We start from the raw sequence: 21,821 nt of genomic DNA, 5'->3' as shown, positions 1-21,821 counted from the left end.
GCTGTCGGTTCAGTTGAGCATCTGGTGGAGCGCGGGGAAGACGATCAGGACGGTCATCAGCAGGGTCAGGGCCGCACCGGGCGCGACCATCCGCTCGCTGTCGGCGTTGGCGCGGGCGAGGTCCTCGGCGAGCAGCTCGCCGCGCAGGCCCCTGGCCCGGGCACGCAGGGTGTCGTACACGGCCGCGCCGTCGGTGCCGGACAGCCGCATGATGTCGGCCACGTCCTGGAGCGGACTGAGGCCCAACTCCTCGGCCAGCGCGTCCAGTCCGGCCCAGGGCGGGAGGCGGTCGGTGGCGGCGCGCTCCAGGGCGTCGCGGATCCGGCGGAACACCGCGCCCTGCCCGACGGCGGCGGCCCGGCGCAGCGCCTCGGCGGGGCCGCAGTCGGCGGCCCGTTCCAGGGCGACGAGTTCCAGGTACGCGGCGATGCCGTGCAGGTACTCGGTGCGCGCCTCCTTGGCCTCGCCGCGCACGATCGCGTCGGGGACGAAGAACAGCAGCCCGGCCAGCAGCGGCCCGGCGATGAGCGGCAGGGCGAACGGCAGGCCGACGTCCATCACCGCGGCCATCGCCCCGAGGTAGGCGGGCAGCACCAGGCCGAGTGCGGCGAACAGCAGCTTGTGCACCATGAACCGGGCCGGGGTGCGGCCGATCAGGGCGAGTTCGCGGCGCGGGACGGAGACCCCGCGCAGGGTGAGCGAGCGCTCGCCGATCCGGTCGAACCAGCGCGGACGCTCGTCCGGGTCCTGCGGCCGGTCCGCCGGGGCGCGGTGCAACCGGTCCAGGGCCTGGCGCAGGTCGGGCGGCGCGGGCCGCAGTTCGGCGATGAGCAGGGCGAGGCCGCCGGCCGCGACGGCGCCGGCCAGCACCGGCCAGGGGGAGATCACCGGGCCTCCCCGAGGTGTTCGACGGGCTGCTGCGCGGACCCGGCCGGCCGACGGCCGCTCCTGCTGCGCCGGTCGGGGACGAGCAGCCGGGGCACCGGCGGGTGGGAGGCCAGCGCCCGCATCCAGGCGATGATCGCGACGAACAGGGCGGCGACCACGGCGAGCACGACCTGTCCGAGGAGCGTCCCGTACGGGCGGGTGTACTCGGTGTTGAAGGAGCCGACGGTGACGACCAGCACGATGATGCCGACCAGCCAGCGGATGGTGGTGCGGTGCTTGGCCCGGTCGGCCTCGATGGCGCGGCGCTGGCGGACCTCCTCGCGCACCGAGTCGGCCATGTCGGAGAGCGTCCGGGCCAGGCCCGGGCCGCTGTCGCCGGCGCGCAGCACGAGGGCGGCGAGCACCTTGTCGGCGGTGGCGTCGGCCAGGCTGTCGGCGAAGGCGTGCAGCGCCTCCTCGGGCCGCCAGCGGGCCTGCAGCCGGGCGGCCAGTTCGCCGATCTCGTCCTCCAGGGCGGCGGGGGCGGTGCGGCGGCTGGTGACGATGGCCTGGTTGAGGCCGACACCGAGCAGCAGCACGTCGGCGATGCGCTGGGTCCACTCGGACAGCGCCTCGAGGCGCTCGATCCGGCGGGTGTCCGGGCGGGTGGTGTCGAACAGCCAGGGCAGCCCGAAGACGGCCAGCGGCACCAGCAGCGCGGTCAGCGGGATGCCGGTGAACAGCCAGGCCAGCGGGGCGCCGGCGAGCGCCAGCGGCAGCTGGATCCGGCGCAGCCGCACGGTGCGCGGCGAGGCCGCGCCGGGGGCGCCGTACCAGAGGACGTGGGCGCGGGTGGCCAGCGGGTTGTCCCGGCGGTCCGGCTCGTCCTCGTCGGCGGGCTCGCTGCCGCGGGCCCAGGCCACCAGCGCGACCAGGCCGGCGGCGACCGCCAGCCCGCACAGGGCGAACAGCAGCATCACCGGCCGCCACCGCCGATCCGCAGCTGCAGCGGGGCTTCCCAGCCGCCGTACCGGGAACCGAGCAGCGCGGCGTCGAAGCCGGCCCGGCGCAGGTCGTCCAGGCACTGCGGCGGGGTGTGCGGGACGGCGCGCGGCTCGCCGAGGTCCGGCCGGGGGCCGAACACGGTGTTCAGCGCGGGGCGGCCGCTCTCGCCGAGGCCGGTGACCTCCAGGACGTGGGAGACGAAGCGGTGCCGGCGACCGCCGACGGCGGTCTCGTCGACCATGGTGACGTGCACGATGAGGTCCAGGGCGTTGGCGGTGAGCCGGTAGGCGAGGGCGTCGGTCATGTGCGAGCCGTACTCGAGGCAGAGTTCGGCGATGCGGTCGACCACCATGTGCGGGCCGCGGGCGTGCAGGGTGCACATCGAGCCGCCCTCGCCGTTGGTCATCACCCGCAGCATCGGGACGACCTCGCCGGAGCGGACCTCGCCGACGATGATGCGGGACAGCGTCATGCGCAGCGCCGCGGGGATGAGGTCGCCGATCGTCAACTCCCCGGCGAGGCGGCCTTCGACGCGTTCGCCGTTGCCCTCGCGGGCCTCCATCGGGACGACCTGGCGCAGGTGTCCGAGGGTGTGCAGCCAGAGCTCGAACTCCGATTCCAGGGTGCCGATCCGCTCGTCCGGCGGGATCTCGGCGGCCATCGCCCGCAGCAGGCTGGTCTTGCCGACGCCCTGGGTTCCGGTGATCATCACGTTCTTCCGGGCCCGGATCGCGGCGGCCAGGAAGGCGGCCAGGGTGCGGTCCAGGGTGCCGAGTTCGACCATCTCCGGCAGCGTGGCCGAGGCGACCCGGTGGCGCCGGATCGCCACGTAGGGGCGGGGCGTCACCTCGGTGAGCGCCTGGAGCCGCATGCCGCCCTCCAGGCGCAGGGCGAGGGTCGGGCTGGCGGTGGAGAGGCTGCGCTCGCCGCCGCCGTGCTGCCGGGCCAGGTCCTGGAGCAGCTCGACGAGTTCGGCGTCGCTGTCGGCCACCGGCGGCACCTGGCGCAGGGGTTGGTGCACCTTGGAGACCCAGACGTCGTCGCAGCCGTTGATCAGGATGTTCTCGATCTCCGGGTCGTCGAGGTAGGGCTGGAGCCGGCCGGCCCGGAACAGCAGGTCGAAGACCGCCTCGGCGAGGGCGCGGTCCTGCTCCCGGGTGGGCGGAATGCCGTGCGTCTGGGCGTACGCGTCGGACCAGCGGGCGACGGCCTCCTCGATCAGCGCGCGGCCGCGCTGGCGGCGGGTGGCACGGTCCGGCTCGGCGCCGGAACCGGCGGTCAACCGGGAGATCTGCTGGTGCAGTTCGGCTGCGACCTGGCGCTTGAGTTCGCGGGCGACCTGCGGGTCGACGGCCGGTCGGGTGGCGGCGCCGAGCAGGTCCAGCGAGGGCAGCTGGGAGGGCACGGCGGTGGGCGCGGTGGCGCCGCCGGGCGTGGCGGGACCGGCGGGGGCGACGGGCTGGGGCGTGACCGGGCCCGGCCGGTAGCCGGGCGCGGCCGGTGACGCGGGTGTGGGTGCCGACCAGGGCAGGGCGGCCGGGTCGGCCGTCGGACGCTGGTGCAGGGGGCTACCGCGCACGGAGCACCTCCCCGGGGTTGTGCGGGTACGGCTGTCCGTCGGTCCGGTGCTCCGCCCCGGGGGGCTGCTGGAGCGGATACTGCCCGTCGTCCTCGGCCGGTCGCGCCGACTGGACGTGCGCCGGGAACGGCGCGGGCGCGGCCGGGTGCGGCGCCAGGCCCGCCAGCGGTGCGACGGGACCGGTGGTGATCACCGGCGGGGCGTACGCGGGCGGCTCGTCCTCGGCCGGGCCGCGGAGCGGGTTCCCGTACGTCGGTGGCGGGTACGTCGGTTGGGCGTACGAGGGCTGGGCGTACGAGGGCTGGGCGTACGAGGGCTGGGCGTACGGCTGGTGGCCGTGGGCCGGTTGCCCGTACGGCTGCGGTCCGTACGGTTCCTGCCCGTGAGGCTGCGCTCCGTACGGGGCCGGGGCGGCCACCGGCGGCACCACGGGCCCCGGCACCGGGACCGGACCGGGCGCGGGCACGGCCGGCGTGGTCGCTCCGGTCGTCGCGGTCGGGATCGGCGCGCTCGGGCCGGGCGCGCTCGGGTTCGGCGCCGTGAGCTGGGCGGCCCCGGCCCCGGCCCCCGCCGCGTGCGTCGGCGCGGCGGCCGGTGCGAGCCGCTGCCGCCGTCGGCGGACCAGCGACTGCACCTCGTCGGCCGCCGAACGCGCCCCGCGCATCAGCTCCGAGCGGACGAACCGGCGGTCGGTGGTGTCCCCGCCGTCGGAGAGCACGCGCGCGGTCCGGACGGCGTGCGGCAGCACCCCGAGCACCGGCAGGCCGAACTCGCGGGACACCTCCGCCGCGGAGTACGGGCCCTCGGCGACCAGCAGCAGTCCGAGCGCGTCCGCCCCCGTCCCGCCGGCGGTCAGGTCGTCGGCGAGCGCGGCGAGCCGGGGGCGTGCCGCGCTGAGCCCGCGCAGCGTGGTGCGGACCGTCACCGCCACCACGTCCGCCCGGCGGGCCAGCACCGCGCTGGCCCCGGTGGCGCCGGAGCGGCCGAGGTCCACGATGACGTCGTAGCCCTGCTGTTCGATGCCGTGCAGCAGTTCGGCGAGCGGTTCCCAGGTGTAGGCGAGGCCGGGGGCCTGGGCGGGGTCGGTCAGACCGGGCAGCAGCAGCCGTTCGGCGTCGCCCTCGGGCGAGAGGTCGATCAGCTGTTCCCAGATGGTCTGGGCGAGCAGCCCGCGCCGGTCGGCGACGGCGAGGTTGCGCAGCCCGTACACCGCCTCGACCCGGCCCTCCAGGGCGCCCGCCAGCACGGCGCCGCCGTCCGGGTCGGCTTCGACCAGCAGGATCCGCCGGCCGGCCGGCAGCGGCCAGGCCAGCAGCAGCGCCAGGGCGGTCGTGGTCGCGCCGGGCGCGCCCGGGCCGCCGACCACCGCGATCACCGCCATCAGGCGCCCCCGGTTCCGGCGGGGGCGCCCGGGCCGGCCTGGGTCGCGGGCGGGGTGGCCGCACCGGCGGGCGGGGCGGCCGCGCCGGCGGAGGGCGAGCCGGTCGCGGGGGCGGTCGGCGAGGCCGCTCCGGTCGGAGCCGGGCTGCCGGTGCCGCCGGTGACGGCCCGCGGCGCCAGCAGCACCTGGATCCGCCCGCCGGCCACCCACTGCGCCAGCCGCGGCCCGTCCGCCGAGCCGACCGCCACGTCGATCACCTGGCTGCCGTCGGTGTCCACCCGGCCGACGGTGATGACCGTGGCGGGCAGCGAGTCGGGCCGGCCGTTGTCGGGGGTGTTGACCACGACGATCTGCATGCCGGGCTGGAGGCGGCCGGCGGGTAGTTGGGTGCGCTTGGCCGACACCCCGACCACGATCTGGCCCGGCTGCACCGACAGCCCCTGCGCCAGGTCCGAGCCGGTCAGCATGGACCCGCGCTTGAGGTCGGTGGCGGCCCGCATGCCGACCGCCTTGGCGCGGTCCTGCGCGGACACCGGCCGCAGCGCCGGGTCGCCCGCGATCCGGGCCACCACCAGGTCGTCCTCGGTGATCACCTGCCCCCACGGAACGTCCCGGGCCAGCGCCAGCACCGCGACCCGCTGCCCGGTGCTGTTGTAGAGGACGGCCCCGCCCAGCCCGCCGGCCGCGATCAGCGCGACCGCCATCGCGAGCACCGCCGGGCGCCGCCGCCGGGCCCGCATGGTCCGCCCGGGCGCGTGCGCCGCGGCCCGGCCGCCGCCGCGGCCCGGTTCCCGCTGCTCCGGAGCTGCCACGGACACCGCGGTGCCGGCGGGGGTGCCGGATCCCGGCGTCGCGAACGTACGGTTCTCCACCGGGTTCCGCCCTTCCTCGTTCACTTCTGACTGGTCAGTGGTCGAACGGCCGTGGCGCCGGGCTCAGCCGGACCCAGCCCGCCTCGGCCGGCCTCAGTTGAGCACCTGTACCTCGCCGACCCGGACCGCGAACGGGTCGCTGTCCTGCCTGAGCGGGGGGAGCGTGTACTTCTCCGGCTTGGGGCCGGTGACGGCCACGTCGGCCTCCCAGTGCGTCGTCACGGTGGCGCTGAAGGCGCCGTTCTGCTTGGCGCCCGAGCCGGTCCTGAACTCGTAGCCGCAGTCCGGGGACTTGGCGGCGCCGTACTTGGCGTCGTACGGCGTCCCGGCGGTCGCGCACTCCTTGGTCTGGCCGTCGCCGAAGTCCCAGGTGGTGCCGGTGAGCCGGACCGTGACGGTGACCGAGACGCCGCCGGCCACGGCGTACCCCTGCTTGGGCGGCGCCACGTTCTCGGCCCAGAGCCACACCGGCGCGTTGACCACCGCCGTCCCGGCGGGCGCGATCCGGCCCACCGGCTGCGGGAGGCGGACCATGTCGAAGGCCTCCTGCTTGAGCTCCGCCAGGGTCTTCGGCCGCTGCCCGTTCGGGCCGTTGGGCACGAAGACGATCTGGGCGCCGTCCTGGCCGCCGTTCGTCTGCGGGCAGACCTTCGAGTTGAGCGAGCCGTCCTTGGCGGTGTGCCCCTCCCAGGCCGGGTCGCTCTCGGGGAGCGGGTTGTCCAGCGGGCGGAAGTAGCACCCCTGGCCGCTGTCGAACCAGCCCCACTGCGGGTCGTGGCAGGCCCATTCCACCCCGTGGTAGCTGCAGACCTGCGGGCCGGGGTCCAGTCCGCCGCCGCCCCCGCCGGGGTTCGACGCCCCGGGAGCGGGCGTCGTCCCGTCGGAACCTGCGTGAGCGCAGATCACGCTCGGGAAGCACTGCTCCGCCCCGCCGCTCGGGGGCTCGTCCGCCGCCGCCACCGCCGAGGTCAGCAGCAGCCCGGCGGACAGGGACGCGACGACCGCGAACCGCCGGGCCGGTTTCCGCGCGTTCAGCATGTCCGGTCCACCTCCCGAGTGAACTCGTAGATCAGCCAGTGTGCTTGGAACCTGCGCAGGGACGCGGTCGCGACGTACCGGTTCAAGCGCTGCCCGGGGTCCTTCGCCGCCCCGGTGACGGCGTCGACGCGGTGCCAGGCCGACAGGTCCACGCAGTCCTCGATCACCGCGGTCTGCGGGTCCGCTTTCAGGTCGATCGACCTGACCACCGCCGAATTGCGCGGCGTCCCGGTCATCACCGCTTTGGCGTCGTGGAGTTGACGCAGGCCGACCAGGGTGTCCGACAGTGCGCGCCCGGAGGAGTACTGCTCGAGCGTCGAACCGTCCGAATCCTTGTCCCCGAAAGCCTGGGCCTGCGCCTGCCACCAGTCCTGATACGCCTTCACGGCCAATCGCGCCATGGCCCCTTCCGGGCCGTCCGTCGGCGCGATCGAGGCGTTTGCCGAACCACCCGAAGGAGTTAACGGGTTCACTCCCGCAACAGGGGGCGCGGGCGACCCGAGACGATCGACGGAACCACCGGCACCACCGCTCGCACAAGCGCCGAGGATCAACACCAGAACCGCCCCGGCAACGCCAACCGCCCCAGGGCGCACCACATTTCCGCGCTGCCGCATCGCCCCACCTCGTCGCGACCGAGCCGATCCGTGATCCACGGCCGCCAGGAGAATTCCGCCGTCCCGCGGGTGTTTCCGCTGGGGATCGATTCTTCGCCAACCCACCCCATCACGGCAACACCTCAGGCCTCCTGACCTTACGCGGAAGGCGGTTCCGTCGGGGCACTTTCCCGCCACAGAACGGCCAACAGTTCTTCGGAAAGCGACAATCCGGCCAATGCGCCGCGAACCGCGGCCCGATTGCGCATCAACAGTCGCCCGGCCTGCGGCGGAACGAGCAGGCGCGCGCCCGGCGCACCCGAACTACCGGCCGGCCCGCCGCCGTCCAGCAATGCCGCGACGGCGGGCTGGAGGTCCGACGGGGCGACGGCCGCGGGGGCGCCCGGCACGCCGTGGCCCAGCACGGTGGTGAGCGCCCGGCTGAACGATCCCTCGCCGCCCGGCAGCACCGCGTCCCGGCCGCGTCTGCCCGGGGTGTAGCGGCCGATCCGGCCCCACAGCGGGACCCGGGAGTAGCTGAGCAGTTCGCCCGCGCTGTCCTCGCCGCCGCGTTCCAGCGCCGCCCAGGTGTCCCGGTCGGCCACCGCGTCGACCAGCAGCAGCGCCTCCTCGTGGTCGCCGTGCACCATCGCGCTGACCACCCAGTCCCACGCCAGGCCGCGCCGGTAGGCGTTGGCGGGGGTGCTGCCCCCGGTCACCAGGGCGAGCCGGCGCCCGCGCGGATCGGCCGTCAACTGGCCCACCAGGCAGACCACCAGCCAGCGGCCGCGCGTGCGGGCCGCCTCCCGGACGGCGGTGAGCATGGCGTTGGCGTCCGCGTCCGGCGCCGTCCCGGTGACCCGGCAGCCGGCCGCGCCGGTGTCGAAGCACATCCCGGGCAGCACCTCGGCGAGCAGCCGGGCGCCCTCCGGGGCGCGTGCCGAACCGCCGTACGCGCGGTCCGGGCCGCCGTCCGCCCCGATCACCACCAGATCGACTCCGCCGGCCATCCCTCCGCCCCCTCCTCCACCGTTCCTCCACCCGCCGGGCAGGCTACCGCCCCGGGCGGCCGCCGACGGGGCTCCCGGCCCGTCCGCCGCGGGACCATGGGCCCTATCGACGCGCGGGCCGACCGGAGGACGATCGGACGCATGGAGCGCGAGGACCGTGTGGAGACCCTGGGCGAGGCCGAGTGCCTGCGGCTGCTCAGCACCGTGCCCGTCGGGCGGGTGGTGTACACCGAGCACGCGCTGCCGGCCGTCCTGCCGGTCTCCTTCGAGGTCCTGGACGGGCGGCTGGTGCTCGCCGTGCGCCGGGGAAGTGCCACCGCGCGCGGGCTCGACGGCACGGTGGTCGCCTTCCAGGCCGACCTGCTGGACCCGGTCACCCGCACCGGGTGGAGCGTGCTGGTGCACGGGCGGGCCGACGCGGTGACGGACCCGGAGCAGGTCCGGCGGGTGCTGCGGTCCGGGCTGCGGGCGTGGGTCGGGGATCCGGAGCCGCTGTTCGTCGCGCTGGTGCCGGAGCTGGTCAGCGGGCGGCGGCTGTTCCCGACCGGGCAGGGCTCCCCGGGCCCCGCGCCGTTCGGGCCGGACCGGCCCGGTCGCCGGGCGGTGCGGCCCTGAACCGCGCTTCCCGCCTCACACTCCTGACAGGTACCGGCGGGTAGGCATACGCTTCCGGCGTCCTGGCCCGTAGCCGGGCCCGTCCCCCTCCAGGAGCGCACCGTGACGACCTTCGCCTCCCTCGCCGAGCTGACCGCCGCCGTCGGCACCGAACTGGGCACCAGCGAGTGGCACACCATCGACCAGCGGCAGATCGACCTGTTCGCCGAGGCGACCGGGGACCACCAGTGGATCCACGTGGACCCGGAGCGGGCGAAGGAGAGCCAGTTCGGTTCGACCATCGCGCACGGCTACCTGACCCAGTCGATGATCCCGGTGCTGGCCAAGGAGTGCTACAGCGTCGAGGGCGTGCGGATGGCGCTGAACTACGGCTCGGACAAGGTGCGGTTCCCGGCTCCGGTGCCGGTGAACACCGCCATCCGGGCGACGGCCGAGCTGGTCTCGGCCACCGAGGTGCCGGGCGGCGTCCAGGCGGTGGTCCGGTTCACCATCACGAGCGAGCGCAGCACCAAGCCGCACTGCGTGGCGGAGGCGATCACCCGCTTCTACGCGTAGCCGGACCGGAGGGCGGCCGCCGGCCCCGGGCCGCGGCCGCGCCCGCCGCCACCTCCGCTTCCGCGCCCGCCCGCGGCCGCGCCGCCCCTGGGCCCGTCCCGCGCCTGCGTGCGGTACGCCGGATGGACCGCACCGGACTCTCCACCGGGTCCGGACGGCCCACGGCGAGTAGTCTCCGACGAGATGGTTGTCGTACCACAGTCGCCTCACTCGCCCCTGTGGGTACACGCCCCGGCACTGCCCGGTAGTCGTGACCGTCCCTGGAGGAGCCGTGCCCCGCCCCGCCCCGTGGTTCTCCCGTCTCGCCGGTCTGACCTCGCAGTCCGCCCCGCCCCTCGCCGGACCGGCCGCCGAGCGCGCCGTCCCGGGGCTGGCCGGACTCTACCGCGCGGCCTGGCACCGGGTCCGGACCGACGCCTTCGGAGCCGAGCCCCGGGGCGAGCGGCTGGCCCGGATCCGGCGCTCGCCCCAGTTCGTCGACGGCGCCTTCCGCAACCCGGTGCCCACCCGCCGCCTGGTGTACGAGCGGAGCCCGCTGGAGATCACCCTCGCCCAGCTGGCCGGCGACAAGCTCCGCCGGGCGCCGTCCGCCGCCGTCCCGGTGCACCGGCTGCTCCCGGCCGACCTGGCCGAGCCCCCGGAGTCCGGGCTGCGCCTCACCTGGCTGGGGCACGCCACCGTGCTCGTCGAGATCGGCGGACGGCGCGTCCTGATCGACCCGGTCTGGGGCGAGCGCTGCTCGCCGTTCGGCTGGACCGGGCCCAAGCGGCTGCACCCGGTCCCGCTGCCGCTGTCCGAACTCGGACCGGTGGACGCGGTCGTGATCTCGCACGACCACTACGACCACCTCGACATGGCCACCGTGCGGGCACTGATCGGCAGCGGGGCGGTCTTCGCGGTGCCCCTGGGGGTCGGGGCCCACCTGGAGCACTGGGGGGTCCCGGCCGGACGGATCGTCGAGCTGGACTGGTGGGAGTCGGCCGAGGTCGCCGGGCTGACCCTGACCGCCACACCCGCCCGGCACTACTGCAGCCGTGGACCGCGCACCAGCGCGCTGTTCCTGTGGGCGTCCTGGGTGGTCGCGGGCGGCGGGCACCGGATCTTCCACAGCGGGGACACCGGCTACTTCCCGGGGTTCGCGGAGATCGGGCGCCGGCTCGGACCGTTCGACGCGACCATGGTGCAGGTCGGCGCGTACAGCGACTTCTGGCCCGAGGTGCACATGACCCCCGAGGAGGGCGTGCGGGCGCACCTGGACCTGGGCGGCGAGCTGATGCTGCCGATCCACTGGTGCACCTTCAACCTGGCGACCCACCCCTGGGAGGAACCGGCCGAGCGCGTCGTCACCGCCGCCCACAGCCTCGGCGCCCACCTCGCGGTGCCCCGCCCCGGCAAGCCCTTCGAGCCGGCCCGCCCTCCCGCGCTCCGGCTCTGGTGGCGCGCGGTCGCGGCGGCCCCGCGCGGCATCGAGCCCCTGGTCGCCGCGGAGACCGGGGCGGGGACCGGGACGGGGACCGGGACGAATGCCCGGGCCGAACCGGGGACGACGACGCCGGAAGCGGTGACGGATCCCGGCGAGCAGGTTTCGAAGTCCGTCGGCTGACCGCCGCTCACGTCCGGCCGGCCCCGTGCACCGAGGGGCCCGTGTCGCGTCGACCGCAACGTCAACTGGAACGCGTTCCACCCCGGCCCGGTGTTATCCACGCCACACCACCACCCGGTTGGCTTCTGCCACTATGGCCCGGTGACCGACCTGACCGAACAGCAGATCCCGGCCGCGCGACGGCCCCGCCCGGCCTCCCCGTTCGCCGACCTGCTGGAGATCGAGCAGCTGGACGAGAACACGTTCCGGGGCTACTGCCACGCCGGCGCCCCGATGCGCGCGTTCGGCGGCCACGTCGCGGCCCAGGCCCTCGCCGCGGCCGGGCGCACCTGCGAGGGGCGCACGGTGCACTCGCTGCACGGCTACTTCCTGCTGCCCGGCAACCCGACCCGACCGATCGGCTACGAGGTCGAACGGCTCCGCGAGGGCGTCACCTACGCCACCCGGCGGGTCCGGGCGGTGCAGGACCGGAACGAGATCTTCAGCCTCACCGCCTCCTTCAAGCGTCCCGAGCCGACCGGCGGCCGCCACCGCAAGATGCCGCCGGTGCCCGGCCCCGAGGTGCTGCCCGACGCCTTCTCGCACTGGGACGAGGGGCTGCGCGCCGCGATCAAGGCCTCCGACGGCTTCCGCGACCTCGAGCTGCGCTTCGTCCCGGAGGACGCCCCGGGCGTGCCCCCGGCCGTCCCGGGGATGCCGCAGCAGTTCGTCTGGCTGCGCATCGCCACCCCCTTCGCGGTCGACGACCCGCTGCTGCACACCTGCGCGCTCACCTACCTGTCCGACCTCACCCTGGCCTCCACCGCGGGGCTGCACGAACAGCCGAACTTCTTCCAGCGCACCGAGCCGCCCCGGCTGCTGATGGCCTCGCTCGACCACGCGATGTGGTTCCACCGTCCGTTCCGGGCCGACGAGTGGCTGCTCTTCGCCCAGCGCAGCCCGTCCTGCTCGGACGGCCGGGGCCTGTCGCTCGGCGAGTTCTACGACCGGGACGGCCGGCTGGTGGCCTCGGCCGTCCAGGAGGCGCTGATCCGCGGGCTGGCCTAGGATGCACCCGCCCCGGGCACCGCAGTGACCGCCCGGCGAACGGCAGGGGGCCGGACGGCGTCATACTCCTGAGCGGCCCCGGCCCGTATCATGGTGCGGGTGACCAAGGTTGACCTGTCACCACGACCGGTGGAGGCGATGTCTCCGCGTCAGCTCGAACGCCGCGACAGCCTGATCGCGGCCGCGCTCGCCCTGGTGAACGAGATCGGTGTCGAGCGGCTGCAGATGAAGCAGGTTTGCGAGCGGTCCGGAGTCGCGCTCGGGACGGCGTACCGCTACTTCTCCTCCAAGGACCATCTGCTGGCGGCCGCGATCGCCGAATGGCACCGCCTGCTGCTGGCCGACCTGGTGGCCGAGCTGCGCGGGCCGCGCGCCGGGCTGGGGGCCACGGACCGTGCGGTCCGGTTCGTCCGGGGCGGGATGCGGGCCTATCAACGGCAGCCCGAACTGGCCCGGCTGCGGGTGGCCGTCGCCGCCTCCACCGACCCCTTCGCCAGCGAGGCCCTCCAGGGCATGGCCCGGGCGGACAGCACCGCCCTCCAGGCGGTGACGTCCGAGGTGCCGGCGGCCGCCAGCGAGCTGGTGCGGCACATCGTCGCGCACGCCTGGCAGGGCGAGCTGACGGCCTGGGTGACCGGCCGCACCACCCTCGGGGACGCCCGGCGGCGCCTGGAGGACGTGGTGCGGCTGGTGCTGACCCCGTACGAGACCCACTACCCGGCCCCGTACGAGGTCCAGTCCACCGGCTGAACCCGGGTCCGTTCAGACCACCGTCACCGGGTGCGCCACCACCGCGCCGAACAGGTAGCCCTCCCGGTTGAACGGTGCCCGCTCCGGCTGGGTGGCGCCGAGCCGGTCCGTCGCACGCGCGCGCAGCTCGTACCGGCCGGGCCGCTCGGGGCGCCAGGCGGCGCTCCAACGCGTCCAGTTGCCGGCGAGCGGCTCGTCGGCCGGCTCGGCGGGCCGCCAGCTCAGCCCGCCGTCGGTGCTCACCTCGACCAGGGCCACCGGGGCGCCGCCGGACCAGGACCGCCCGTGCAACCGGTGCTCGCGACCGGCCGCCAGCTCCGCACCCACGGCCAGCTCGAAGGCCGACTTGACCACCTGGGGGCCGAGCGGTGCGCCGCCGCCGGGCGGGTGGTCCGGGCCGAACATCCGGTAGAAGTCGGTGTTCCAGGGCGAGCGGAGCGGGTGGTCGGCCACCTCGATGCTGCCGACCCACTTGATCGAGGCGACGCCCACCCAGCCGGGCACCACCAGCCGGGCCGGCGCACCGTGGTCGGGAGTCAGCGGCTCGCCGTTCATCTCGTAGGCGAGCAGCACGTCGTCCACGGCCTTGGCCACCGGCAGCGGGCGGCGCACCGGGCCGTGGTCGACGCCGCCGACGACGTAGTGCGGGTCCAGCCCGACCGCCATCACGTCCACCGCGTCCTCGGTCAGCCCGGCGGCCCGCAGCACCTCGGCGAGCCGGACCCCTCGCCAGCTCGCCGAGCCGACCCCGCCGAGCGCCCACGGCGTGCCGGGCACGTCCTGGTGCTGCTGGTCCCGGTAGTAGCGGCGCCCGTTGCCGGCGCACTCGATCAGCGCGTCGATCCGGGTGGACGGCAGCGCCCGCAGGTCCGCCAGGCCGAACTCGACCGCCTGCCCGGCCGACGGGGCGCCCCTCAGGCCGCTGCCGAAGAGCTTCAGCCGCCAGCCGTCGGGGTCGATCAGCGGGGTGCCGGTGTGGTTGCGGACGAAGAACCGTTCCGTCGGGACGTGACGGCCGATCGAGGCCGTGCCGTCGGCGTCGCGCAGGGCGTCCCAGCGCATCTCGGCATTGGTGTCGTGGGCGACGAACCACTCGGCGGGCAGCGGTTTGACGATTCCGGGCACGGCCCTGATCACCTCCTCGGCGGCCGTCCGGCCCGGGGCGCACACCGGCGTGGCCGACGCGGGCACGGGTGAGCGCCCCGGCGGCGGAGCGCACCGGCCCTTCGTACCGAGAGCACTCCTCGCAGCCCAGCGTAGTCGCTCCGGCGCTCCGCGTGACCAGGGCCGCCGGTCGGACCGTCCCGTCCGTCCGATCCGGTCGGCGCCGCACACCTCCGACCGTGCTCCGCCGACCCTGCTCCTCCGACAACTCCTCCCCCTCCTGCTCCTGCTCCTCCGCCTCGCTCCTCCGCTTGACCTTCTCACCGGTGTGAACTCCTAGCGTCCTGCGGTGTCGGAACGAACCCGCCCACGGAGGAGACCGCCATGTCGTCCATCCCCGCCCCCTTCGCCCCGCTCGCCCGCATCGTCCAGGGGTCGGGCCCCGGCCTGCTGCTCGCCCACGGCGCCGGCGGCAGCGCCCGGGACAACTGGGGCCCGCTGCTGCCCGACCTCGCCGCGCACCGCACCGTCGTCGCCCCCGACTACCCGGGCTCCGGCGACAGCCCGTACGAGCCCGGCGAGCCGACCCTCGACGAGTTGGCCGAGCGGCTGGTCGCCGCCGCCGACGAGGAGGGGCTGTCCACCTTCGACCTCGCCGGCTACTCGCTGGGGGCCGCCGTCGCCGTGCGGATCGCCACCCGCCACCCCGAACGGGTCCGGTCGCTGCTGCTGCTCGCGGGCGTGGCCGGCGGCTCGGCCCGGTTGAGCACGCTCGCGGAGCTCATGGTCGCGCTCGACGACCGGCCGGGCGACCTCGCCCGGCTGGTGCTCAGCGTCGTCTTCGGCCACAGCTGGGTGGACGCCCTGCCCGCCGAGCAGCTCGCGGAGCTGGCGAAGGCGCTCGAGTCCCCGCAGCCGGACGGCTTCCGGCAGCAGTTCGGCCTGGCCGCCCGGGCCGACGTACGGGCCGAGCTGTCCGCGATCACCGTCCCGACGACGGTCGTCGGCACCGCCGAGGACATGCTCGTCCAGCCGTCCCAGCACCGGCTGCTCGCCGGGGGCATCTCCGGCGCCCGCTACGTCGAACTGCCGTGCGGGCACCTGCCGGTGGTCGAGGCCCTGCCCCAACTGCGGGAGGTCCTGCTGGAGTTCGTCACGTCCTGAGACGGGCGGGAACAACCCCGGCCACCGCTCGCGTTCCCCGATCATGCGCATCGGAGAACTCGCCCGCCTGACCGGGGTGTCCACCCGTCTGCTCCGCTACTACGAGGAGCAGGGCCTGCTCCGGCCCGCCCGCACCAGCGCCGGGTACCGCGAGTACGGCGAGGAGGACACCGTGCGGGTGTGGCAGATCCGCAGCCTCCTCGCGGCCGGCCTGACCACCCGGGTCATCGCCGAACTCCTGCCCTGCGCGACCGGTCCGATGCCCGTGCTCGAGGCCTGCCCCCAGCTCCTCGCCACCCTGCGCGAGGAACTCGCCGACCTGGACGCCCGGATCGCCGACCTCACCCGCAGCCGGCGGGCGCTCTCGCACTACCTCGCGACCGCGCACGAGCCGAGCGCCGAGCACGCGGCCTGACGACCCCGCCGCCCGGCCCCCGTCGACCGCGGACGACCCCGCTGACCAGCGGCGACGCCCGGCGCGCCGGGTAGGGCGTACGCGGCCGGCCAACCGACGCTCAACCCCCGCCCGGACTTCACCCGCGCGTACCGACCGTTAACACCGCCCTGGAACGCTCCCTGTCATGAACGCCAGCCCTCAGGCGCCCTACCAGGAACCGCGCTTTCCGCTCCCCCAGCGTCACCGCCGCCTGCTCGCCTGCACCGCCGTCCTCGCCTCCATCGCCCTCGGAACCCTCGGTGTCGGCGCCACCGTCGAAACCGTCCGCCACAGCCCCGTCGCCACCACCACGGCCAGCAAGTAGGGCCGACCCCGCCCGGCACCGCCGTCCACCCCGGACGCGGTGCTTCCGCGTCTCCCCCGCCGGAAGAGCCCGCCGGCCGCCGGGCGGCGAGCCCGCACAGCACGGGAAGTCGGCCCGGCCGACTTCCCCTGCGGGCAGCCGAGCACCCGGCCGGGTCAGCGGGCGCCCCTCACGAGGAGCCGTCGACGCACTCGAACCCGGTCTCCACGTCGCCGAGGAACGTCAGCGCCTCCCGGCCGATCCCGAGCGCGTCGAGCAGGACGTCCAGCGCCGCTTCGGCATCCTCTTCCGACCGCCCCACCCGGACGAACGTGCTCGGGTCGCGGCTGCCCTCCAGCCGACTGAGGGCGGAATCCCTGCGCCGGACGCGGAACACCACGACATCGACGGCGCCCAGGTCCTCCCAGCCGTGTTCGACCGTCAGCCGCAGGCGGGCCGCGAGTGCTTCCCCTCCCGGCTTCAGTCCTCACTACCAGCCGGAAGGAGCGGGCCGCGTACGCCCACAGGCCCTCCTGACAACCCGGGTTCCGGCCAACCCCGCCCCGGAAACGCCCTGGACGAGTAGTTCCGAAGTCGGGTGGGTTTGCCGGTTCTGCTCCGGACGCGCAGGAAGGATGTCCGGCATCGGGTTGTGACGACCGAAGAGCTGGACACCCTTCTGACCGCACCCTGTGTGCAGATCGATGATCACCTGCCCCGAACGCGCCGACGGGGTCGGCCGCCGTGGCTGGCGGACTCCGAACTGGTCTGCCTGGCCGTGGCCCGGGCCCTGCCCGGCTACCACTCCGAGGCCCGATGGATCCGCTTCGCCCGGGCTCGTTTGCTCGGCATGTTCCCGGGTCTGCCTCAACGCCCGGCCTACCACAAGCGTCTTCGGGCCGCCCGGCCGCTGATCCAGCAGGCCATCCGCAACCTGGCCAGGGCCACCGATCTGTGGGCCGATCCGGTGTGGATCGCGGCCCGGCCTGCTGATCCTCGCCGACCAGGGCTACGTCTCCGCCGAACTCGACCGCCTCCTCGACCAGCACGGCGTCCAACTGCTCCGGCCGTCCTACCGCAACCGGGTCCCGCGCCCCGGCGAGGGGCTGCTGAAGACCCTCCGCCGGCTGATCGAGTCCGTCAACGACACCTTCGAAGGACAGCTCGGCCTCGAACAGCACGGCGGCCGCACCATCGAGGGCGTCGGCGTCCGAGTCGGCCAGCACATTCTGGCGATGACCTGTGCGATCTGGCACAACCGAACTACCGGTCAGCCCGTGACCCGCTCACTGATCGCCTACGACCGCTGACCGACTTCGGAACTACGTGCCTACGCCCGCTGCTCCTCGCGTGCGGGTGCCGGAGCGGGGCGGCAGTGGCGGCCGGTGCCGGGGACGGGGTGGAGGTCGGGCGCCGGGGCGTAGCGGGCGGCCGGGGGGCGCAGGAGCCAGGTGGTGCGCGGGGTGGGGGTGATGAGGCCCAGGCGGTGGAGGAGGTCGAGGGCGTCGCGGCGGAGGGCGGTGCGGTCGGCGAGGTAGTGGGTGGGGAGGCCGTACTCGTCGGTGATGTCGCCGAGGACGCCGTCTATCAGGGCGTCCGGGATCGGGACGTCGCCGTCGGTGGCCTCGCCGGGCAGCGGGCGCACCTCCTCGACCAGGCGCTCGACCAGCAGCAGGGTGGCCTGGGCGAGGGTGTCGGCGCCGGGGAGGGCGAGGTCGGTGAGTTCGGCGGCCGGATCGAGCAGGGCGACGCCCTCGGCGCGCAGTTCGGCTTCGAGGCCGAGGAACTCGGCGAGCGCGGCCGGGCCGCTGAGCCGGTGTTCGAGCAGCCAGGTGCGCTGGTCCTCGGGGAGGTCGGCGGCGAGGACGGCGGGCGTCTCGGCGAGGAGGCGGCGGACGGCGGTGGCGGGTTCGGCCTCGGCGGCGCGGCGCACCAGGTCGGTGGCGTCGGCGGCGAGGGCGGGCGGGCCGGCCGGGACGGCGCGGGCGAGTTCGCGGTCGACGGTGAGCACGACGTCGGTGTCGGCCGGGTCGGCGGGCAGATCGCCGAGCACCTGCCAGGCGGCGAGCGCGGCGAGCGCCATCGCGAGGTCGGCCGGTTCGGCGGTGAGCCCGGGTGCGGCGGTGCGCATGGCGTCGAGCAGCCGCCCGTACCGGAGTCGCTCGGGGGCGTCGACCAGCAGCGCGAGGGCGAGCGAGAGCTGGGCGTAGCCGGCGGGGGTGAACGGGGCGCCGGTGGCGGGGTGTTCGAGTCGGCGGGCGGCGCCGGGGCCGAGGCCCGCCTTGTAGAGCCGCGCGTGCCGGGGCCCGACGACCAGGCGGTAGCCGAGCAGGGTGTCGAAGCGCTCGGTCAGCCAGTCGCGGTGACGGAGGATCAGCGGGAAGCCGTCGGCGTGCGGGCCGGAGGCGGTGACCAGCGGGTGGGCGAGCAGCAGTCGGGCGGCGATGCGGCGTTCGGCGTCGGGGAGTTCGACGGCGGGGAGCTCGCCGGCGGTCGTCTCCGCGGCGGGGAGTCCGGCACCGGCCGCGGCACCACCGACCGCGGCACCGCCGGCAAGTGCACCGCCGGCAAGCGCACCGTCCGGGAGCCCTGCGGTGGAACGATCCTGCGCCTCGGCGGCTGTGCCCGGAAGCAGCCGGACCCGCTCCGGCTTGCGGTGCCTGCCGGGCGTGCCCGGCTTGGCACCTGACCGGACGACGGGCAGCGCGGCCTCGTCGCGCCGGGCGCGGCGCAGCGCGCCCGCCGCACGGGCCCGGCGGGCGCGCGCGACGGTGGCGCCGTGGGCGGTGGGGCCGTGCCACCAGCTGACGCCGGGGTCGGCGGGCTCGGCGGGTGCGCCGAGGTGGCGGGCCGGATAGAGGCCGAAGGAGGCGGTGCAGAGGTCGTCCGCGGTGCCGGGGCCGGCGGCGGCGAACCAATGGGCGAGCCGCAGCAGGCCCGGGTCGGGCGAGAGGTCCGGCCCGGCGGCTTGCGGGCCGTCAGCACGGCTTTCGGCGGCGGCCCCAGGTGCCGCGTCAGCACCGGTGGGGGCGGCTGCGGGCAGGAAGCCGGCCCGGTGTACGGCGAGGGCGGCGTCGGCGGTCCCCCGGCCTGCCGCGCCCCTGCGTCCGTCCGGCCCGCCGGCGGCCACCCGGGTGGCGCCGACCGCGTACTCCTGCTGCTCCATGTCGGGGTCAAGCCTAGACGGTGACCGCTCACCCGGTGGCGGCAACCGCCCTCCTGGGGAACTCTCCACAGGAGCCGTCGAAGCGGCCGGGTGCGGTCCGCTACCCGGTCGGCCCGTCATCCGCCGCGGCCGGTCCGGGTTACGCACCGGTAACCTCGTCTTTCCCGGCGCCCGCCGGGTCCCTTAGGGTCAGTGACCACCGCCCACCCCCGGAGGCCCCCATGAGTATCCGCACGACGACCCGCGCCGCCGGCCTCGGCGGGCGCCTGCGTTCGGCGACCGGTCTGCTCGGAGGCTTCGCGGCCGCCTCGGCGGTGCACCTGGGTTCGATCCTGTCGGGCGCGTCGGTGGTGCGCAACGCCACCAAACCGGCCTTGATGCCGCTGCTGGCCGCGCACAGCGTGACGGCGGCCTCGGCGGCGGGGCGGCAGGCGCCGAAGCTGCTGGCGCCCGCCCTGCTGGCGAGCGCGGGCGGGGACGTCCTGCTGCAGCTGGGGAACGACCCCGCGTTCCTGGCCGGCATGGGCTCCTTCGCGGCCGCGCACGTCTGCTACGTGACGATGTTCGTCCAGCGCGGGGCGCTCACCGACCGCCGTCGGACCCTGCTGGTCGCGGCCGCCTACGCGGCGGCCTGGGCGAGCATGATCGGCTGCCTCTGGCCGGATCTCGGGGACCTGAAGGTGCCGGTCGCCGGCTACAGCCTGCTGCTCACCTCGACGGCCGTCAGCTCGGCCGGACTGGGCTGGCGCACCGGGCTGGGCGGGGCGCTGTTCCTGCTCTCGGACACCCTGATCGCCACCCGGTTGGCGAAGTGGCGCGAGCTGCCGGGGCATCAGTTCTGGATCATGGCGACGTACGTGCTGGCCCAGTACCTGCTGGCCAGCGGCGTCCTCGCGCACGAGGAGCGGCAGGAGGGGCGGGAACGGCCGGCGGCGCCGCAGTGGCCGGGGCAGCGGGCGCGGACCGAGCCGGCGGCCGTCTGACACCCCGTCGCGCCGCCGCGCCGCCGGTCCCGTCAGGGTCCAGCGGCGCGACGCGGGATCGCGCGGGGGGCGAGGGCCGTCAGGCAGCCCGCCTCCGGAGCAGCCAGAAGCCGCCGACAGCACCGGCGACCAGGACCAGGCCGCCGGCCAGCTCCGCCGGGTCTCCCGCGACCGAGCCGCCGAGCCCGGTCTGCACCGCGCCGTGCGGGGCGACCTGCTGGCTCCCGGCGCCGGACTGGCCGAGCGAGCCGGCCCACTCCCCCGCCGCCTTGCCCCAGTCACCGAGGCCTTTGTCCGGGCCGGTGGCCGCCACGGTGGTGACCGTGACGGTGGTCGAGAAGGCGCCGCCGTCCGGGCAGGTGCCGTCGACCTTGCTCTCCCCCTGGTGCTGGGAGGCCAGCCGGGCGGAGCCGCTGTGCTTGCCGTCGGCGCCGAGGGTGAGCGTCGCCGGGCCGCCCTCGAAGGCCGCGGAGTGGGCGGTGACGGTCTTGGCGTCGGGCTTGTCCGACTTCTCGCAGGAGACCGTGACGGTCACGGTCTGGCCCGGTGCGGCCTGGGACGGGCTGACCGAGGCCGCGCCGTCCCTGGCGGATGCGAGGGGGGCCGTCAGACCGGTCAGCACCGTCGCGCCGATCAGGGCGGCGGCGGCCGTACGCGTGGGGCGCATGCCGGAACCTCCGGGATTCTCGGGGCGCGGCCGGGACTTTCCAGTCCACGTGGTGGGTCGACCGCACCCGGTCATCACCGAAGGTAGGCAGGCGCTGCACATCCAGCCACCGCTCAGGACCGTTCGAGCGACGGCCCGCTGCCCGGCGCCCTGGTGCCGCGGTGCTCGGCCCGGGTGCTCAGAGGTCGAGGTCGACCACGACCGGGGCGTGGTCCGAGGTGCCCTTGCCCTTGCGGGCCTCGCGGTCGACGTAGCTGTCGGTGACGGCGTCGAGGAAGGGCTTGTTGCCGTAGGCGAGGTCGATCCGCATGCCCCGGTTCTTCGGGAAGGCCAGCTGGCGGTAGTCCCAGTAGGTGTACGGGCGGTCGTACTTGAGCGGGCGCGGCACGACGTCGTGCAGGCCGATCCCGCCGAGCGCGTCCAGCGCGCCGCGCTCGGCGGGGGTGACGTGGGTGAGGCCCTCGAAGGCGGCGACGTCGTAGACGTCCTCGTCGGTGGGGGCGATGTTGAAGTCGCCCAGGACGGCGAAGGGGCGCGGGCCGGCCGCGTCCTCGGCGGCCGCCTTGCGCAGCGCCTCCAGCCACTCCAGCTTGTAGTGGTAGTGCGCGTGGCCGACCTCGCGGCCGTTCGGCACGTAGACCGACCAGACCCGCACCGGGCCGCAGGTGGCGGCGATGGCGCGCGGCTCGACGTCGGCCAGCAGGGCGCCGTCGGCGAGGAACCCGGGCTGGTCGGGCAGCCCGCGCACGACGTCCTCCAGGCCGAGCCGGGAGACGACGGCCACGCCGTTCCACCGGCCGGTGCCGTGCGCGGCCGTCTCGTAGCCGAGCTCGCGGACCTCGTCGTAGGGGAAGGCGTCGGCCGCGCACTTCAGCTCCTGGAGGCAGAGCACGTCGGGCTTGGCGCTCTCCAGCCACTCCAGGAGCTTGGGCAGCCGAGCGGTGACGGAGTTGATGTTCCAGGTGGCGATGCGGACGGTCACGGCGGGCGGCCTTCCCGGTGGTTCGGTCGGTACGGACGGGGGTGGGCCCCCGGTGGAGGCCCACCCCGAACATACCGCCCGCCACTGAAAGTCCTGC

22 protein-coding genes and 1 pseudogene are annotated in these 21,821 nt (G+C 75.4%); 10 read left to right on the top strand and 13 right to left on the bottom strand.

Translation table 11 applies throughout. The annotated features are described in order from the left end of the window. Positions 1–9: 9 nt before the first annotated feature. From ABT247_RS08770 to ABT247_RS08735, 8 genes are all read right to left on the bottom strand, one after another. Positions 10–888 (bottom strand): serine/threonine-protein kinase, encoded by an 879-nt coding sequence (locus ABT247_RS08770; RefSeq protein ID WP_350740143.1) that lies wholly within the window; start codon positions 886–888, stop codon positions 10–12. Further along, positions 885–1,844: a type II secretion system F family protein gene (locus tag ABT247_RS08765; RefSeq protein ID WP_350740140.1), complete on the bottom strand. Its 960-nt coding sequence runs from the start codon at positions 1,842–1,844 to the stop codon at positions 885–887. The genes ABT247_RS08770 and ABT247_RS08765 overlap by 4 nt, the downstream gene beginning before the upstream one ends. After that, positions 1,844–3,451, bottom strand: a complete 1,608-nt coding sequence (locus ABT247_RS08760; RefSeq protein ID WP_350740137.1) for a TadA family conjugal transfer-associated ATPase — start codon at positions 3,449–3,451, stop codon at positions 1,844–1,846. Before ABT247_RS08760 ends, ABT247_RS08765 begins: the two co-directional genes overlap by 1 nt. Further along, complete coding sequence (locus ABT247_RS08755) at positions 3,441–4,832, bottom strand: CpaE-like family protein (protein WP_350740134.1); 1,392 nt, start codon at positions 4,830–4,832, stop codon at positions 3,441–3,443. Before ABT247_RS08755 ends, ABT247_RS08760 begins: the two co-directional genes overlap by 11 nt. After that, positions 4,832–5,704, bottom strand: coding sequence for an SAF domain-containing protein (locus ABT247_RS08750; protein ID WP_350740131.1), 873 nt, complete (start codon positions 5,702–5,704; stop codon positions 4,832–4,834). Before ABT247_RS08750 ends, ABT247_RS08755 begins: the two co-directional genes overlap by 1 nt. Before the next feature lie 93 nt (positions 5,705–5,797). Continuing rightward, the gene (locus tag ABT247_RS08745) at positions 5,798–6,742 is read right to left on the bottom strand and encodes a hypothetical protein (RefSeq protein ID WP_350740129.1); all 945 of its coding nucleotides are present in this window, start codon (positions 6,740–6,742) and stop codon (positions 5,798–5,800) included. Continuing rightward, positions 6,736–7,359 (bottom strand): hypothetical protein, encoded by a 624-nt coding sequence (locus tag ABT247_RS08740; protein WP_350740126.1) that lies wholly within the window; start codon positions 7,357–7,359, stop codon positions 6,736–6,738. Before ABT247_RS08740 ends, ABT247_RS08745 begins: the two co-directional genes overlap by 7 nt. A 137-nt stretch (positions 7,360–7,496) precedes the next feature. Beyond that, complete coding sequence (locus ABT247_RS08735; protein WP_350740123.1) at positions 7,497–8,348, bottom strand: hypothetical protein; 852 nt, start codon at positions 8,346–8,348, stop codon at positions 7,497–7,499. 141 nt (positions 8,349–8,489) lie between these two features. Here ABT247_RS08735 and ABT247_RS08730 point away from each other — a divergent pair, with 141 nt between their 5' ends. The 5 genes from ABT247_RS08730 to ABT247_RS08710 all read left to right on the top strand — a co-directional run bounded on the left by ABT247_RS08730 (position 8,490) and on the right by ABT247_RS08710 (position 12,918). Then, on the top strand, positions 8,490–8,963 hold the full coding sequence (locus tag ABT247_RS08730; protein WP_350740120.1) for a pyridoxamine 5'-phosphate oxidase family protein: 474 nt from the start codon (positions 8,490–8,492) through the stop codon (positions 8,961–8,963). A gap of 102 nt (positions 8,964–9,065) precedes the next feature. Then, entirely contained in the window at positions 9,066–9,518 is a 453-nt protein-coding gene (locus tag ABT247_RS08725) for a MaoC family dehydratase (protein ID WP_350740117.1), read from the top strand. A 370-nt stretch (positions 9,519–9,888) separates the two neighbouring features. Continuing rightward, positions 9,889–11,121: an MBL fold metallo-hydrolase gene (locus ABT247_RS08720; RefSeq protein WP_350740191.1), complete on the top strand. Its 1,233-nt coding sequence runs from the start codon at positions 9,889–9,891 to the stop codon at positions 11,119–11,121. Positions 11,122–11,262: 141 nt separating this feature from the next. Then, positions 11,263–12,168 (top strand): acyl-CoA thioesterase, encoded by a 906-nt coding sequence (locus ABT247_RS08715; protein ID WP_350740114.1) that lies wholly within the window; start codon positions 11,263–11,265, stop codon positions 12,166–12,168. A gap of 99 nt (positions 12,169–12,267) precedes the next feature. Further along, positions 12,268–12,918: a TetR/AcrR family transcriptional regulator gene (locus ABT247_RS08710; protein WP_350740111.1), complete on the top strand. Its 651-nt coding sequence runs from the start codon at positions 12,268–12,270 to the stop codon at positions 12,916–12,918. A gap of 12 nt (positions 12,919–12,930) precedes the next feature. On the opposite strand, the gene ABT247_RS08705 is transcribed toward ABT247_RS08710, so the two are convergent. After that, entirely contained in the window at positions 12,931–14,253 is a 1,323-nt protein-coding gene (locus ABT247_RS08705) for a sulfite oxidase (RefSeq protein WP_502892411.1), read from the bottom strand. Between the two features lie 153 nt (positions 14,254–14,406). On the opposite strand from ABT247_RS08705, the gene ABT247_RS08700 reads away from it, so the two are divergent. The 3 genes from ABT247_RS08700 to ABT247_RS08690 all read left to right on the top strand — a co-directional run bounded on the left by ABT247_RS08700 (position 14,407) and on the right by ABT247_RS08690 (position 15,947). Next, positions 14,407–15,186: an alpha/beta fold hydrolase gene (locus ABT247_RS08700; protein ID WP_350740108.1), complete on the top strand. Its 780-nt coding sequence runs from the start codon at positions 14,407–14,409 to the stop codon at positions 15,184–15,186. 43 nt (positions 15,187–15,229) lie between these two features. Further along, positions 15,230–15,601 carry a MerR family transcriptional regulator gene (locus tag ABT247_RS08695; RefSeq protein WP_350740105.1) on the top strand — a complete coding sequence of 124 codons (372 nt, stop codon included), beginning with the start codon at positions 15,230–15,232 and terminating at the stop codon, positions 15,599–15,601. Positions 15,602–15,767: 166 nt separating this feature from the next. Then, positions 15,768–15,947: a hypothetical protein gene (locus ABT247_RS08690; protein WP_350740102.1), complete on the top strand. Its 180-nt coding sequence runs from the start codon at positions 15,768–15,770 to the stop codon at positions 15,945–15,947. 169 nt (positions 15,948–16,116) lie between these two features. On the opposite strand, the gene ABT247_RS08685 is transcribed toward ABT247_RS08690, so the two are convergent. Further along, positions 16,117–16,248, bottom strand: coding sequence for a hypothetical protein (locus tag ABT247_RS08685; protein ID WP_350740099.1), 132 nt, complete (start codon positions 16,246–16,248; stop codon positions 16,117–16,119). A gap of 330 nt (positions 16,249–16,578) precedes the next feature. Between ABT247_RS08685 and ABT247_RS08680 the strand changes: the two are divergent. Continuing rightward, positions 16,579–17,236: pseudogene (locus ABT247_RS08680) on the top strand (transposase family protein). Positions 17,237–17,256: 20 nt separating this feature from the next. On the opposite strand, the gene ABT247_RS08675 reads toward ABT247_RS08680, so the two are convergent. After that, positions 17,257–19,092 (bottom strand): DUF2398 family protein, encoded by a 1,836-nt coding sequence (locus tag ABT247_RS08675; protein ID WP_350740096.1) that lies wholly within the window; start codon positions 19,090–19,092, stop codon positions 17,257–17,259. 221 nt (positions 19,093–19,313) lie between these two features. On the opposite strand from ABT247_RS08675, the gene ABT247_RS08670 reads away from it, so the two are divergent. Then, entirely contained in the window at positions 19,314–20,075 is a 762-nt protein-coding gene (locus ABT247_RS08670) for a lysoplasmalogenase (protein ID WP_350740093.1), read from the top strand. 79 nt (positions 20,076–20,154) lie between these two features. On the opposite strand, the gene ABT247_RS08665 is transcribed toward ABT247_RS08670, so the two are convergent. After that, a complete protein-coding gene (locus tag ABT247_RS08665) occupies positions 20,155–20,742 on the bottom strand; it encodes a hypothetical protein (RefSeq protein WP_350740091.1) in 588 nt (195 codons plus the stop codon). Positions 20,743–20,920: 178 nt separating this feature from the next. Further along, positions 20,921–21,724: an exodeoxyribonuclease III gene (locus tag ABT247_RS08660; protein ID WP_350740090.1), complete on the bottom strand. Its 804-nt coding sequence runs from the start codon at positions 21,722–21,724 to the stop codon at positions 20,921–20,923. Positions 21,725–21,821: the final 97 nt, after the last annotated feature.

This window comes from Kitasatospora sp. NPDC001539, from assembly GCF_040298565.1.
GTDB lineage: Bacteria > Actinomycetota > Actinomycetes > Streptomycetales > Streptomycetaceae > Kitasatospora.
The sequence above is the reverse complement of the archived record's forward strand: the minus strand, read 5'-3'. Positions and strand labels throughout refer to the sequence as shown.

Bases quoted from the DNA above. Each gene is read 5' to 3' on its own strand.
- ABT247_RS08765 (WP_350740140.1), bottom strand. From the start codon at position 1,844: ATGCTGCTGTTCGCCCTGTGCGGGCTGGCGGTCGCCGCCGGCCTGGTC.
- ABT247_RS08755 (WP_350740134.1), bottom strand. From the start codon at position 4,832: ATGGCGGTGATCGCGGTGGTCGGCGGCCCGGGCGCGCCCGGCGCGACC.
- ABT247_RS08745 (WP_350740129.1), bottom strand. From the start codon at position 6,742: ATGCTGAACGCGCGGAAACCGGCCCGGCGGTTCGCGGTCGTCGCGTCC.
- ABT247_RS08740 (WP_350740126.1), bottom strand. From the start codon at position 7,359: ATGCGGCAGCGCGGAAATGTGGTGCGCCCTGGGGCGGTTGGCGTTGCC.
- ABT247_RS08735 (WP_350740123.1), bottom strand. From the start codon at position 8,348: ATGGCCGGCGGAGTCGATCTGGTGGTGATCGGGGCGGACGGCGGCCCG.
- ABT247_RS08730 (WP_350740120.1), top strand. From the start codon at position 8,490: ATGGAGCGCGAGGACCGTGTGGAGACCCTGGGCGAGGCCGAGTGCCTG.
- ABT247_RS08700 (WP_350740108.1), top strand. From the start codon at position 14,407: ATGTCGTCCATCCCCGCCCCCTTCGCCCCGCTCGCCCGCATCGTCCAG.
- ABT247_RS08695 (WP_350740105.1), top strand. From the start codon at position 15,230: ATGCGCATCGGAGAACTCGCCCGCCTGACCGGGGTGTCCACCCGTCTG.
- ABT247_RS08690 (WP_350740102.1), top strand. From the start codon at position 15,768: ATGAACGCCAGCCCTCAGGCGCCCTACCAGGAACCGCGCTTTCCGCTC.
- ABT247_RS08675 (WP_350740096.1), bottom strand. From the start codon at position 19,092: ATGGAGCAGCAGGAGTACGCGGTCGGCGCCACCCGGGTGGCCGCCGGC.
- ABT247_RS08670 (WP_350740093.1), top strand. From the start codon at position 19,314: ATGAGTATCCGCACGACGACCCGCGCCGCCGGCCTCGGCGGGCGCCTG.
- ABT247_RS08665 (WP_350740091.1), bottom strand. From the start codon at position 20,742: ATGCGCCCCACGCGTACGGCCGCCGCCGCCCTGATCGGCGCGACGGTG.